Raw genomic sequence first — 13,226 nt, forward strand, 5'->3', positions numbered from 1 at the left:
TGACGGAACCGGCCGGAAGCCGATCAGAACCGATGCCACTACCGAGCGCCATGCCGATCAGTCAGCACCAGCTTGCCGCTGCCGTACTCGCGTCCGACCACATCGTCGATCGGCGGACTATCGCGGCGTTCTTGGCCGATGCGGCGACACAGCCGGCGCCGAACCCGTTCCCGAACACCAGCGTCGGAGCGGTGCGCCAAGTCTGGCAGCAGCGGGTCGTGGAGTTCCAGTCGTTCGGCATCCAGGTGGCGGGCCTCGCCTGTCTACTCACGAGCTTGTCCGGCATGAGCGTGGACGAGCCGCTGGCGCAGGAGATCCTGCGGGCTGGGCAGCACACCACGAACGTGTTCAGCCATGCCGATAGCTCCCGGATCGTCGGTGCCGTGCTCTACGGCAAGCCCGGCTTTGCTCTGCCTGCTCTGCCCGTGCCGCGGAGCCTCCACCGGACCTCCAGCCGTCGGACGCGCGTCCCTGCGGGCCAACTCGACCTGTTCGCAGACGCTGGAGTCTGACGGCCGCGGATCGAGCCCGGATCCCGAACGGCCTCTTCGTGGCTGCCTCGCCGGCCTCCTCATCCATCGGTTGTGATGCCGAGGCAGAGCACCTATCACGAGCAGCCTTCCAGCCGGGGCCCGCCCTGATGCCCGCTCTGACCGACCGTCAGCGGATCGAGCTCGCGATCCCCGCCTACCTCGTCTACGCCATCGCGAGCGCGCCGGGCGCCTTCGTCCCGGCCGATCCGGCTCTGGCAGCGAGGGCAGAGGCGGATATCGCGGGGCTGTGCGAGAAGCTGCGGATCGCGTGCCTGGAGCCGTTTGCCGATCTGATCCCGTCCAAGCGGCAGGCGCTCATGCGCCGGCTCGAACGGATCAAACGGCTGGCGACGGCCGACTGGCATGAGCGTCCCGCGCTCAGCCTCATGCTGATGCTGTGGTGTTTCCTCAAGGACCTGACCGACCGTGAGGTCCTGGTCCTGTGGGAAGGCTCGGCGATGGATCATGCGACGCGGATGCTGCTGCCGATGTTCGAGCACGGCTTCCGCGAGCGTGGAAGCGAAGCCGTCGCTCACGAGCAGGCCGGCGTGTTGCTCGATGGCCTGCGAGCGGAGGGGCTGTACCGCTGAGCCGCCCCCTCGGATCGGCAGGCTCCCGAGACCAGGCACCTCGATCCAAGCGCAGGTGGCCGTGCCGCCTTCAGCTTGGGGCGGCTGGGGATGAGATCTCGATCCCGGGGTCAAGCTGCGGCTCGGTGCTCGTACGCGACGGGGCGGTGGCGTATGGGCCGTACCCGCGGGCGCGAAGCTCGACGGTCAGAGGCGATGGCTCGTTCGGATCGGCGCGCGGCGCGCGACTTCACGCAGGGCCATCATGGAGGGACGCGGTTCGGATGTCACAGGACAGCACACTCGCAAACGCCCTGGCCGATGTGAGGCGGCAGCGCGCAGCCCTCGAAGCCGATTTCGAGCGCGTTGGGGCGGAGTTGACGAAGCTACGCCTGGCCGAGCGGTCCCTGGCCTCCATCGTCGAAGGGACGCCCTTGGAGGACCTCCCCGACGAGCAGCCCCGTCGCCGTGCATCGGCTGGCGACGATCAAGCTCGCGGCGGGCGGGGTGCGGGACGCGGGCCCCGCGGCCCTCGTGCGAACTCGGCCAAGGGTCGGTTGAAGGCGCTCCTGGAGGAGGCCGGGCCACAGGGGCTGTCCCACGCTCAGATCAGCGACCGGCTGCACGACGTGGCGCCCAACACCCTGGCCACGTACCTCAGCATGATGACGACGAGCGGCGAGGTCGAGCGGCACGGCGACTTCTACCGAGGTGTCGCTTCGGTTGCCGAGCCAGTGGCCGACACCTCTGACGGTGGGGATCCCGACGGTGTCGAGCACGCGCCGGCCAAGGAGGAATGAGCGTGTCGCCGGGGGAGGATGAGGACTTCGAGCACTCCTCGCTGTCCGGCCCCGTGAGCCATGACGGCGAGACGATCGACCTGGAGATCTACCGCCGTGCCGACTCGCAGGCCCCCTGGCCGATGGAGGTCGTGCACATCGGGGGTGGTTGCACGCGATGGTCCGTGGAGTTCGCCACGGATCAGGAAGCCGTCCGAACATTTCGGGCGCTCGTTGCGGAGCACGGTCTGGCGATCTTCACCAGCCGAAGATCGGATCCGCAGCACTGATCGCGTCGTCGCTCGGCTTGAAGGGCGCGGGTTGTGACGCTGGAGACCTGCCGGCTATGTGAGGCCAGGGGCCTGTAGCTCAACGGTTAGAGCCGACCGCTCATAACGGTCTGGTTGCAGGTTCGAGTCCTGCCGGGCCCACCATCTCTGCCGAAACTGCGATGCCCTACACCCTCCAGCGCTTGGCCGCCGGCAGCTACGACCTGCTCCTCGACGGGGACGTCGTCGGCAGCGTGGTGCGCAGCCTCTCCAAAGGCGGCGACGTTCGGGGATGGTACGCGGAGCTGTTGGAGGCCGCCCCACCCCTGCCGGCCCCGTTCACGCAGGAGGCGCACCGGTTCGACACGTTGGACGACACACTCGCTTGGCTTGGCGGAGCGCAGATCGAGGGCGGCGTCTGACTTCTCAACGACAGCCCGGCCTGAAGGGTTCGACGGACGGACTCCTCCGACGTATCCGACGGCAAGGCAACAAGCCTCTACTTTTGATAGATGAGCCATGCGATCAATATATCTAAAATAGATAATTGTGACCTGCGCGCAACGTTTGTATACAATCTCCAAATATTAAGATTGCGCGCGGCCAGATCATGGTACCACCCCGGTATTCTACTACTGGTGGGGGCACCATGGACCAAAACAGGATCGCCGATACCGTCTCAGCCGCGGACTATGGGCGGATGACCGCCCATCTCGTGAGTGCCTACGTAAGGCGCAACAACGTGCCAGTCTCAGACTTGCCTACCTTGATCGCGAGTGCAGCCGATGCTCTCATCGGCCTCAAGAATTCCGATAGAACCGACGCTCTGCCGGATGGCAAAACGACGCCAGCCCAGATCCGCGGCTCCATCACGCACGAGGCGCTGATCAGCTTCGAGGATGGCAAGGGCTACAAGACGCTCAAGCGGCACCTGACTGCCTGTGGGCTGACCCCGGAGACGTACCGGGCGAAGTGGAGCCTTCCAAGCAACTACCCCATGGTGGCACCCGGGTACTCGGAGCGGCGATCCGCAATCGCCGTGAGCTTGCAGATCCGCAACGGCTATCGTCCCGGTGCTCGCAAGGCGGCGGCATCGCGGGCCTAGCCGGCATCATCAGGCATAGGGGCCACTGAACAGGCCCCCGAGTGCCTTGCGTCGGAACAGTGTCCGCCAGCGCCGCCTGCGATGCTCCGGCCGATCATGGATCATATGGCAGCGCTGGCAGAAGGCCGCGAGGTTGGCACCGATGTTGTTCGCGGTGTCATGATCCCGGTGGGCCGCGGCGAGGACGACGCGGGTGTGACGAACTTGGCCGAGGATGTCGGCTCCCGACACGAGCCGGATCCGGCGTCCACGACCGTCACGCCACCGACCGGCGTCAGGTAATTACCCACGCCCTTGCGCGGGACGGATTTCGCTGATTCTCTCGTGAGATGAGCCGCAGCGACCTCGAACGGCTGAGCCGCGAAGAGCTGATCGAGCTGGTGCTGCGTCTGCAGCGGCCAGAGAAGACGTCGCGCACCTCGTCCAAACCGCCCGCGACCGATCGCAAGGAGCAGCGGGAGCACTCCAAGCCGGGCGGCGCCAAGCCCGGTCACGAGGGTCACAGCCGCGTCGTGAGCGACGATCCCGATACGCTCGTCGAGCATCGTCCCGAGGCGTGCGCGTGCTGCGGCGCCAGCCTGCACGCCGCTCTTCCGGCGCACATCGTCAGCGTCTGCGAGCGGATCGAGCTGCCCGCGGTGGCGCCGATCGTGACGCAGCACCGCCGGCTCGCGGTCCGTTGCCCGCGCTGTGGGGAGCGGGTGGTCGCACCGGTGCCGGAGGCAGCGCGCGGCACGCCCTTCGGCCCACGGCTGCATGCGGTGGCGACGTACCTGAAGACCTTTCAGGCGCTCTCATACGAACGGTTGCAGGCAGCGCTCTCCGACCTGTTCGGCCTCACGCTCAGCCAGGGCGGGCTGATGAACCTGCTCCGGCGCGCGCAGGGCTGCTTCCGTCCGGGTCGCGACGCGGCCATCGCGATGCTGCGCAAGGCTGAGGTCGTCGCCTGCGACGAGACCGGCGTGCGCATCGAAGGCTCGAACGCTTACCACTGGCTGTTCCACTCGGCGCGAGCCGTGGTGCACACCGCCTCGCCGACGTGCGGCGCTGTCGTGGTGCGGGAGATGATGGACGGGCACCGAACCGGCGGTGTGGATCTCGGATCGCTACACGGCCCAACAAGGCCATGCCGATGAGCACCAGACCTGCTTGGCGCATCTGGCCCGCGATGTTGCCTACGCTGTCGAGGTCAGTGACGATCCCGTGCCCTGGCGCCTGCAGCTCTGGCTGGGAAGCGTGTTCGCCCTGGCCGGGCGCGTCACCGACTTGGCTGCCGCGACGCTCTCGGCCAAGCGCCGGAGCCTGGATCGGCAACTCGGTGCCATCCTGGCCACGCCGAGCCGCTGTGACCTGACCCGCGACCTGCAGGCCAAGATCAGCCGCGCGCGCGACCAACTCCTGGTGTTCCTCGACTATCCCGGACAGGTCGAGCCGACCAACAACGGCTCCGAGCGGCTGCTTCGTCCGGCCGTCGTGCAGCGGAAGGTGACCAACGGCTACCGCGCCATGTGGGCGGCTGACGGCGAGGCCGCCATCCGCACCGTCGTCGACACCGCCCGAATCACAGGCAGCAGCCCCTTCAGCACCGTCCTCAAAACCATCGGTGCCTGAACCCTGCCATCACAGGCCTGGGTAATTACGGAGGAGCAGCTGCAGGCCACACGGATCGAAGGGCGCCCGACCGAGGCGAAGCTCTTTCCAGCTGAGGGCGAGGATGAGCTGCACGATCCGCTCGGCGAGCCGCCAACGCCCAGATGGCCGTACTGACCGCCTGTTAGCTAGGTTCGGCTCCGACTGCTTCAGCGGGCGGCCGCACTTCGTATCGGTCTCACCCTGCTGGGCAACACAACATTCTGTGCAACCCAACAGGTTTCTGTATACCAAAAACGGTTTACTGGGTGGCTGGAGACTGAGGCGTAATTAGCACACGCTTTTCGGTCGTGAGAAGAAATTTAGATACAATTTCTGGCGGGCTTGTCGGCTTACAATCGATTGGTTTTCCTTCTTTAGTCAAACAACGCAGTGAATTTGCCGCTATGTAACTGCCGACCTGATTTCCCTGCGCGATCCCAACATCTGCATCGAATTGCCAATGAACGCCAAGATATATACGGCTTCGAGCGTTCTCATCTTCGGCCGACCGGAAATTTTCGAAGTGCCTCGTGATAATTTTCCGCGGCGTGTCTGAACCAGCCGGCTGATTAATTCCATTGTACTCATCCGATGTAAAATCGAATTTTGTCTCCTCCGGGAAAAAGCTCCGCAGCGTGTCGAAGAGCGCCCCACCAAACGTCGCGTGCCCTGACGGATAAGCAGGGAAGGGCGGCGTGAAATTCGGTCCTCTGATCGAATTACTCGCCGGCGCACCCAGCGCTCTCCAGTATAAATCCGGATTTGTATTCGTATTACCGTCTGTTTGTGCCGACCGTATGCCTATTACAGGCCTCCAAAATCTATAATGGTACTTCGCATCCCAGGCAGCTATTGCTGCATCGGCCATGGCTATGTTGCTCATAGCGAATATACGCGCGTAATTTAGCAAGACCGGATCCTCACCATGGCCTCTCATTTCCTTTGTCTTCTGCTGGACGATCTGACGAATGATCTGATTGTAAAGTCGTGGCGGCGCGCACAGAAACGCTGTGCCATCGTACGCCCAGAAAATTCCCGTTTCCTCTTGCTCCTGGGAGCGGTCTGATTTTCCCGACCGCCCGTTACCATCACCACCCAAACGCCTGACTTCATCGAAATCTTGCGTGTATCTCGCGTCGTCCAGAGAAGGCGGCGGTGGCGGCCGGAACGTCGCAACATTGCGGATTACGAAGGGTCTCACAGACCCCCACCGCCCCCCGAGGGCCGTTACGATGTTGCTGACTGGATCGGGCCGCCATTGTCCAGGCTCCATACGAAGGGGAAACCCTTCCTGGCCGACTTCGGGCTCGGTGTGAGCAGAACCATCGTCCTTGCGATTATCCAGGATAGCTTTTGCAGCGGCTCGGCCTAGCTCCCGGGCCTCACTATAGAATGGATCCTTGCGATCTTTGCCTGATAGAATTGTTACCTCGTCCTTATTGATAAAATCTTGTATGACCTGGGCTTGTTCTTTATAAAGAGATTTTAGGGCTTCCCCCGCAGCATACGTTATCACTGTGTCGAGCGACACGATATGCTTTAGCTCAGGTATATTTTTGGAATACGTATCAAAAGTGTAGATCGGCTTTGACGGATTTTGCTGATTGAACCGTGTTGCGACATTAATCGCATCGAACATAGCGATATGGACGATCGCCATCGCACGACTTGATCGATGGGGACCAAGATGCTGGAGTGCTGGACTGGCCTTCTCACCTGGAGGCGGCGGCGCATGATCGATAGCCGTAGTGTCTAACGCTATCTGGTTCCACATCACGAAACGATCGAACGGGTTTTTCGGAGCGCAGGGCAGCGGTCGAGGCTGATTGGGATCCAGTGGGGGTACTGCTTTCTGAAAGGATTCGGGACTGAAGCAATCCTTCGACGCCTCCTCTTGAAGTTGCTTTAATTTTTCGGGAGTCAAGGTTCTTTTTATAATTCCCGGACTCAATAACCGACTAAAATCTTGCTGTGATTGCTGCTGAAGTACGTTCTGCGACAAAGCAGGCTGTGAAATAACCGCTATAAAGCCGGCAAGGCTAGAAATACGAGACAATGCTTTTGACATCGAAGCTGCCTCCCATTGCGATCGACTGGGACAGCGAGCAAATCACCGCCCAGGTTCGCAACTGAAGGTTGCTTCATAACCTGTTAAATTGCAACTCCTGACGGCCAAAACTGATTGCCGAAGTTGTCATTCAATATATTGACCTAGACGTATTGTAGAGGCGCCTGACGCAGCGCTGGTGAAGAACCATGATGCTGCGGTTCAGGGGGTCACCCCTTCTCTCCTGGGGCCTGTCGCGAACCCAAACGGCTCTTCGTTCGCGGGTCGTTAGCCATGCCCGCTCAGCTTGCCGCTCCGTCCCCGGAGCCGGCCCATGATCCTGTCCGCTATCGCCGCCACGCTCAAGCGGCGCGCCAGGACCAACTTCCGGGGCCGGCACTACGAGGCTGCGCTCATCGTCCAGGCGGTCTCCTGGTACCTGCGCTACCCGCTGAGCTACCGCGACATAGAGGAGTTGTTCCTGGAACGCGGCATGGAGGTGGACCACTCCACCTTGAACCGCTGTGTTCTGGCTTACGCACCGCTGGTGGAAAAGCGGCTGCGCCAGTTCCGTCGGCCACATTGCGGATCGGTCCGGGTCGACGAGACTTACATCCGGATCCGCGGCCAGTGGCGCTACCTCTATCGCACCGTCGACAAGCATGGGCAGACGGTCGACTTCCTGCTCGCCGCCAACCGGGATCTCGATGCGGCCAAGCGGTTCTTCCGCAAGATGCTGAAGGATCAGCCGCTACTCGCCCCAGATCGGATCGGCACGGATGGGGCTGGTCCGTACCCGCCGGCCATCGCCGAGAGCCGCGAAACGGGCCTGCTACCCCGCATGCCGATCCACTACGTGACCAAGCACCTGCAGCAGGGCATCGAGAGCGACCACTTCCGAGTGAAACGGGCGATGCCAAGGATCGGCGGGTTCCGGTCCTTCAACACGGCACGGCGGACGGTCTGCGGCTTTGAGGTCATGCTGTGGCTGCGCAAAGGCTTCGGCTTTGCCGGCGCGTGAACCGTCCGGGAGCAGAACCAGCTGCTGGCCCACTGCTTTGGCCTTCCCATCGCGAACAAAGCGTGAAAGCGGGACGGTAGAAGCTCTTCTATGTCCCGCAGCCGAGTTTGCGCCAGACCCCCGCGGCGCACCATATCGTGCCCTTATGCGAATAGAGGCGCAGCAGATAGCGGCCGCCGATAGGGCGTCGTCATCTCCTGCTGAATGACCGGGCCGAGCGACTCTCTCTCAAGGTGCCTTCGAACCTGACCCGCTGATTGTGATCGGACCCGGTCCCAGAGATGATCGTCGATCTCGAAGCGGGGCTTCCGAGAGCTTGCTCGAGGGCAGGGCGTTGGACATCACGATTTGCACCTTGGTGATGTCCAACGCGCCAAGGCATGCCCGCAGCAGCTGGATCGCCTCTCGATAGCGCGTCGGATATCACGTTGCGCCAAATATCGTATCTGTGAAAATGTCTTATATGAGTTTGGATATCGCCGTCCGACCGAGGTGGAGCCGCGAGTTACGGGTCGTGCCGGGCCACTCTCGGTATCCCATCGAGTGCTATCGAGAACGTCGTGCTTCCCGGCCAGCTCGGTCAGTCCGTCGACACCCTGGGAGCGCCACGCCCGCACGGCTCGCGGACTCGATGTTGGCCGCCGCGGACCACTGTACATCGTGATCGCACGGTGGTCGGACCGAGCCGGGATCGAGAAGCAGTGCGGCCGTCTCGCTGCGTGAACGGTGGCTACGTGATAGGTCCAGATCGAGCTTCGACATTTCCTGGAACCACCGTCAGGCCGCCTCTCGATCCCGTCAACCGTCTCCAGAACAGCTCGCGTGCAGCGAAGAGCGATCCGACAGCTCCGCCGAAGTACGGGATCGGCGCGACCGGTGCTCCGTGTTCGACAGGACCAGAACCTGCCCGATAGGCAAGCGACGGGTCATCGCAGATGTTCGACCGATCCCGCGTGTCCGAGCTGGCAGACATACCTATCGCGATGGCTTACATTGTCTCGAAGCAGATCACCGGAGGTTCGGGATCACCGCCCAGGAACTTTCACGCCCCGGTTCTCGCACGCTCTCGTCACCGCGTTGAAGTTCCATCCCCCGGTCCAACGCCCGACCTCGCGCAGGATACGACGGTGCTCGGGCGTTCCACGGGTGGATTGGTGCCACGTCTCGACGCGAGACGAGATCTCGGCACCGAGCGCCCGCTTCAAGCATGCGCGCCAGACCCGTATCGTCGCCTCAGGGCTCGCGAGGGCCAGGGTGTAGTAGCAGGCCAGCGACCTGTCGCGCGCCGGCACATCGGCCAACGGGCTCCAAGCGGCAGCCCCGGTTGTCCCCGCCACGTCGGCATGAGGCGGTTCGATCGGAGGCGATCGGACTGCCTTCACATCGGAGGCCCCGCGCGAGTTCGCATCGCTCTCGCGTTGCTCCTGCGCGTCGGTCGAAGGATCGGCCGAAGGTTGAACCGTCCGGCCGTCTGCGACGACGCGATCGGTGGACGCCACGATCTCCCGAGATCCGACATGCTGTGATGGTTCGGCGGCAGCCGTTCGAACAGGCGCGCCCGCGGTCAGCGACGCAGGGACCTTGGATTGCATCGCATCGGCTTGGCCCGCGTCGGCGACGATCACGGCCGGCCGCCCGTCGTGCCGCGCTTCTCGGGGCGGCGAGATTGCAACCTGCATGGTGGCCGGCGGGCCGCGTGTGGGTGAAGCACTGGTCGCGGGGGAGGGGGGTGCCGTGACGAAGGCCGGAGCGGGGACCGGTGCTGCGATCGCCGTCGCTTCCGGCACAGGCTGGGCGACGATCCCGTCGACGCGTTCGACCTCGACCGGCGATACGATCGGCGCCGGAACAGCGATCGTGGCCGAACGCGCGGCAGCCGAGCGTATCTCCGCCCCCGCGGCGACGCACTTCCGCGTCCGCCGCTCCAGAGCCGCCCAGGTCGCCACGAGTCCGGTATCGAGTTCGTCCGTCGCGTCAGCCGCGCCATCCGAAGCGAACGCTCGCGCCGCCGCCCGCCGTCCGTACGCCGCCCAGTCGCGGCGGCGATACGGCTCGAGCGCGGCCGCGCACGCCGCGACCAGCGCCGCCACCGCCGGCTCGGCGTGCCCGGTGGCGCGCAACCGCCGGGCGACCCGCGCGTCGATGCGCGAGTTGTCCGGGCGGCGCCCGTCCCAGCCCGCGACGATGTCTCGGCGGTGGGCTTGATAGATCGCCGCCGCCTCGCGCGTCGGCGGCTCGAGCCCAGCGCGGCGCCACCACGATCCGGGCCTCGGATTCGGCACTGGACGCGCCAGGAGCGCACGCAGGGCGCGCAGTCGTTGCGCAGAGCGCGCGATCAGCATCGCGAGCCGTGCGCAGGCCTCGCCCGCCCGAGCGACGAACCGCGCGGCCACGCCCGGCTTCGGCTCGACCGATCCCGCGTCCGGTTCGGGCGCGCGGACCACGCGTAACCCCACCCGCGACACCGCGCAGCCGTAGCGCCGCGCCAGGGCGCGACCGACCCGCCGAACGGCGGCAGCTTCGTCGGCCGCGCCGCCCGGCGCGCGCAGGACGGCCTCGTACCGCCCAGGCGGGCCCTCCATCACCAGAGCGGCGGTGTGGCCGTCATTACGCATACGCGCGAGCCCGCGTGCATCGAGGTCGCGCAACACGACGTGGTGCCGATCACCTCTGGCAAAGCGCAGGTGCACGCTCGCGCCGGCGCGCGCCATGGCCGCGACCCGCGGCCATGCCGTCTGCACGGCCGCCAGCGGACCGAGGGGGATCCGCAGCAACCGGTCGTACGGCTCGGCCAGCGCCTCGGGCTGCGCCGCTGCCGGGGCGGCCTCACGGTTCGAAGCGCGTTGCACCGCCGGCATCCGGACGAGCAGCCCGTAGCGTTCCGCCCCGAGTGCCGCGTGGCAAGCGCCGAGCGCGGAGGCCGCGTCCACCGGCGTGGGTTCAGGGCGCGCCAGCGGTGCGAGGCATGGGCGCGGCAGGCCGAGCCGATCCGCGATCGCCCGAGCACCGGCGGCGGCGCGTGGACGCTCGCCGAGCAGGGCCGCGGCTCGCCACGCGTTCGGCCGCAGCGGCGCGCAAGCCGCGGCGAACCGGGCTTGCGCCTCTGCGCTCAGCGTCCGGTCCCCTTGCAGGGCCGCGAATACGCGCGGGTCGACGCCCGGCGCGGCCTCGACCAGGTGCGCCGGAGATGCGCCGGCGGCTCCTTCGATCGCCTGTTCGGCGTCCGGGCGGTACGGGCCCAGGCGGGCGACGAGCGCGCCGAGCGCGGCCTTGCGGTAGGTCGAGGCCTTGACCGCCACCCCGCCGATCAGGAGCACCGCCCCAGAGCCCTTGCGTCGGTAGGCAATCCCTTCGCGGGCGAGCGCAGCGTGCAGCGCCGCCCAGGACCGGGCCGCGTCGACCAGCGGTCCGGCGACCTCGATGGCGACGCGCTCGGGGCTGCGCTCGCCCCGGCGCACCTCCCGGGTCGCCGCCGGTGCCGAAAGGGTATCGGCATCGGTCAAGGTGCGGGCCAGCGGCAGGTCGTCCCAACGGCCCGGATGCCCGCCGCGCAGGCGCGCGGCCAGGACCTTGCGGGCGATCCGGGCCGACGCCTCGTCGCCGATCACGGCCTCGAGCCGAGCGCGGGCGCATGCCCGCCGCCGGCCGCTCGCCCCGTCATCCGCCGCGGAGCTTGGTCGGACCGGATCTGGATCCGGGCCGGCCTGCCGCTGCCACGAGACCGCGCGCAGCCGCAGCGCTGTCAGCCGGTCCCGGAGCCGGCGGCCGGCACGAGCCGGATCCGGCCGAGGAGCTGCTCCAGCCGCTCCTTCAGCGCCAGCACGTCCTGCCGCAGCCGGTCCTCCCGGGCCGCCGCCTGCACCTGCTCCTCCCGGATCTTCGCCGCGGTGTCGCCCAGCACGTCCAGGCTCCCGTGCAGCGCCGCGATCGCGTCCGCCAAGGCCTCGTCCCGCTCCTCGGCCGCCATCAGCAGCTCGGCGATCGCCGCGACCGGATCGTCCGGATCGTGCTCGCCCCCGCCCGGTTGCAGCACCGTCAGGATCGCGTCCGTCCCCCGGTGCGCCGCCTGCGCCTCCCGCGCCGAGATCGTCAGCAGCCTCTCCAAGCTTTCGCTCGATCCCGCCCCTCCGTCGCGGCCCTTCGTCGTACCCGTCCCGTCCGTCACTGCTCCCACTCCTTTCCGCCATGAGTTCGTCGATGCCCTCGACGACGCGAAACCGCGCGTTCGCCTCGGGTTGCCAGCCTTGCGCGTGCTCGATCCGGGCGACGGCCCGATCGAGTGCGTTGATGAACATCGGGATGGTCGCCGGCCGGCCGGTCTCGGGGTCGACGCGCGCGACCACGAGATGCAGGTGGGCGCCGGCGGCGTCGCCGTGCAGCGCCCACAGGGCCTGATGGCGTGCGAGCCCGAGGCCGCGCACCAGGATCGCCACCGCCTCCGCGACCTGCCGCAGGTCCGGCTGCTCGTCCGGGCGCCACGACAGCACCAGATGCTCCAGCGGCCGGCGCGCGCGCGGACAGGCGGTGAGCGTGGCGATCATCTCCGCGGCCTGGGCCGTCCGCGCCGTCGCGACGAAGTTGCGCCCGCCCAGCGCTACGAGGTCGCCGCGCCCGGCCCCACGACCGGTGCCGTCGAGGTAGCCGAGCAGGTCCTCGACCTGCCGGGCCACCGCCGCACCGTCTCCGCGCACCGGCATCCGCTTGCAGATCATCGCGCCGGTCCGGCGGGGTGCCCGCCCAGGTGCGCGATCGCCGCACCGATCTCGGCCCGGGCGCGCCGTGCGTCCTGCGCCAGCCAGGGCTTGTGCATCGCCGCCTTGAGCAGGCCTCCGATCCGGCGCAGCTCGTTGATCAGCTCGGCATCGACGCGGGCGACGACGTGCTGCTGGGCCAGCCGCTTGCGGGCCAGCGCCGCCAAGGTCAGGCCGGCGACGGCGGCCTCGGCCGCGTACCGGTCGCGCTCTTCGGGGTAGAGGCGCAGCTGCGTCTGGGCGCTGCGTCGGCGCTTCTCGGAGCGTCGGGATCCGGGCATCGGTCAGGTCCTCACGGGGCGGTTCTGGGGGAGGTCTTCAGGGAAGCTCTTGGGGCAGGGGTCCGGGGCTCGGCCTCGGCAGTGCGAGGCGGTTGTGAGAAGCGGGACGCGCCGATCGACCGCCGCCCGCTCGCAACCGGCGGGTTGCGAGGGGCGACCTGCCCCGTCGTACCTTCCGGGAAACACGGCGTGCGGCTGTCATCGCCCCTGCCGATCGATCTGCATTTTGTCCTGTCAAG

Annotated in this window: 10 protein-coding genes, 1 tRNA gene and 4 pseudogenes; 9 read left to right on the forward strand and 6 right to left on the reverse strand. The window is 66.6% G+C overall.

Annotated features, from left to right (window positions below; genetic code table 11):
* The first annotated feature begins 50 nt into the window (after positions 1–50).
* From MCBMB27_RS04185 to MCBMB27_RS04215, 7 genes are all read left to right on the forward strand, one after another.
* Positions 51–512: a hypothetical protein gene (locus tag MCBMB27_RS04185; RefSeq protein WP_043756395.1), complete on the forward strand. Its 462-nt coding sequence runs from the start codon at positions 51–53 to the stop codon at positions 510–512.
* Between the two features lie 128 nt (positions 513–640).
* On the forward strand, positions 641–1,123 hold the full coding sequence (locus MCBMB27_RS04190) for a hypothetical protein (RefSeq protein ID WP_043756396.1): 483 nt from the start codon (positions 641–643) through the stop codon (positions 1,121–1,123).
* A 263-nt stretch (positions 1,124–1,386) separates the two neighbouring features.
* Positions 1,387–1,902 carry a hypothetical protein gene (locus MCBMB27_RS04195; protein WP_043756398.1) on the forward strand — a complete coding sequence of 172 codons (516 nt, stop codon included), beginning with the start codon at positions 1,387–1,389 and terminating at the stop codon, positions 1,900–1,902.
* A complete protein-coding gene (locus tag MCBMB27_RS04200) occupies positions 1,899–2,171 on the forward strand; it encodes a hypothetical protein (RefSeq protein WP_043756400.1) in 273 nt (90 codons plus the stop codon). The genes MCBMB27_RS04195 and MCBMB27_RS04200 overlap by 4 nt, the downstream gene beginning before the upstream one ends.
* A 68-nt stretch (positions 2,172–2,239) precedes the next feature.
* A tRNA-Ile gene (locus MCBMB27_RS04205) sits at positions 2,240–2,315 on the forward strand.
* A 17-nt stretch (positions 2,316–2,332) separates the two neighbouring features.
* Positions 2,333–2,572 (forward strand): hypothetical protein, encoded by a 240-nt coding sequence (locus MCBMB27_RS04210; RefSeq protein WP_012316959.1) that lies wholly within the window; start codon positions 2,333–2,335, stop codon positions 2,570–2,572.
* A gap of 278 nt (positions 2,573–2,850) precedes the next feature.
* The gene (locus MCBMB27_RS04215) at positions 2,851–3,255 is read left to right on the forward strand and encodes a Ros/MucR family transcriptional regulator (RefSeq protein ID WP_043756402.1); all 405 of its coding nucleotides are present in this window, start codon (positions 2,851–2,853) and stop codon (positions 3,253–3,255) included.
* 9 nt (positions 3,256–3,264) lie between these two features.
* Here the strand turns inward: MCBMB27_RS04215 and MCBMB27_RS04220 are convergent.
* Positions 3,265–3,531: pseudogene (locus MCBMB27_RS04220) on the reverse strand (hypothetical protein); the annotation flags it as partial.
* 53 nt (positions 3,532–3,584) lie between these two features.
* Between MCBMB27_RS04220 and tnpC the strand changes: the two are divergent.
* Positions 3,585–4,866: pseudogene (gene tnpC, locus MCBMB27_RS04225) on the forward strand (IS66 family transposase).
* A gap of 280 nt (positions 4,867–5,146) precedes the next feature.
* Here the strand turns inward: tnpC and MCBMB27_RS28750 are convergent.
* Positions 5,147–6,955, reverse strand: a complete 1,809-nt coding sequence (locus MCBMB27_RS28750) for a vanadium-dependent haloperoxidase (RefSeq protein WP_083683787.1) — start codon at positions 6,953–6,955, stop codon at positions 5,147–5,149.
* A 313-nt stretch (positions 6,956–7,268) separates the two neighbouring features.
* Between MCBMB27_RS28750 and MCBMB27_RS04235 the strand changes: the two are divergent.
* Positions 7,269–8,021 (forward strand): annotated as a pseudogene (locus tag MCBMB27_RS04235) (IS6 family transposase).
* A 959-nt stretch (positions 8,022–8,980) separates the two neighbouring features.
* Here MCBMB27_RS04235 and MCBMB27_RS04240 read toward each other — a convergent pair.
* The 4 genes and pseudogenes from MCBMB27_RS04240 to MCBMB27_RS04245 form a co-directional block, all read right to left on the reverse strand.
* Positions 8,981–11,563: a DNA-primase RepB domain-containing protein gene (locus MCBMB27_RS04240; protein WP_236952894.1), complete on the reverse strand. Its 2,583-nt coding sequence runs from the start codon at positions 11,561–11,563 to the stop codon at positions 8,981–8,983.
* Positions 11,564–11,697: 134 nt separating this feature from the next.
* The gene (locus tag MCBMB27_RS30495) at positions 11,698–12,060 is read right to left on the reverse strand and encodes a cell division protein ZapB (protein WP_043756404.1); all 363 of its coding nucleotides are present in this window, start codon (positions 12,058–12,060) and stop codon (positions 11,698–11,700) included.
* A gap of 145 nt (positions 12,061–12,205) precedes the next feature.
* Positions 12,206–12,667: pseudogene (locus MCBMB27_RS30955) on the reverse strand (relaxase/mobilization nuclease domain-containing protein); the annotation flags it as partial.
* Positions 12,664–12,987 carry a plasmid mobilization protein gene (locus MCBMB27_RS04245; protein WP_075379932.1) on the reverse strand — a complete coding sequence of 108 codons (324 nt, stop codon included), beginning with the start codon at positions 12,985–12,987 and terminating at the stop codon, positions 12,664–12,666. The pseudogene MCBMB27_RS30955 and the gene MCBMB27_RS04245, both read right to left, overlap by 4 nt.
* Positions 12,988–13,226 lie beyond the last annotated feature (239 nt).

It is taken from the genome of Methylobacterium phyllosphaerae (assembly GCF_001936175.1).
Classification (GTDB): domain Bacteria; phylum Pseudomonadota; class Alphaproteobacteria; order Rhizobiales; family Beijerinckiaceae; genus Methylobacterium; species Methylobacterium fujisawaense.

Excerpts from the sequence above, each read along its gene's own strand:
- MCBMB27_RS04185 (WP_043756395.1), top strand. The coding sequence starts at position 51 with ATGCCGATCAGTCAGCACCAGCTTGCCGCTGCCGTACTCGCGTCCGAC.
- MCBMB27_RS04190 (WP_043756396.1), top strand. The coding sequence starts at position 641 with ATGCCCGCTCTGACCGACCGTCAGCGGATCGAGCTCGCGATCCCCGCC.
- MCBMB27_RS04195 (WP_043756398.1), top strand. The coding sequence starts at position 1,387 with ATGTCACAGGACAGCACACTCGCAAACGCCCTGGCCGATGTGAGGCGG.
- MCBMB27_RS04200 (WP_043756400.1), top strand. The coding sequence starts at position 1,899 with ATGAGCGTGTCGCCGGGGGAGGATGAGGACTTCGAGCACTCCTCGCTG.
- MCBMB27_RS04210 (WP_012316959.1), top strand. The coding sequence starts at position 2,333 with ATGCCCTACACCCTCCAGCGCTTGGCCGCCGGCAGCTACGACCTGCTC.
- MCBMB27_RS04215 (WP_043756402.1), top strand. The coding sequence starts at position 2,851 with ATGACCGCCCATCTCGTGAGTGCCTACGTAAGGCGCAACAACGTGCCA.
- MCBMB27_RS28750 (WP_083683787.1), bottom strand. The coding sequence starts at position 6,955 with ATGTCAAAAGCATTGTCTCGTATTTCTAGCCTTGCCGGCTTTATAGCG.
- MCBMB27_RS04245 (WP_075379932.1), bottom strand. The coding sequence starts at position 12,987 with ATGCCCGGATCCCGACGCTCCGAGAAGCGCCGACGCAGCGCCCAGACG.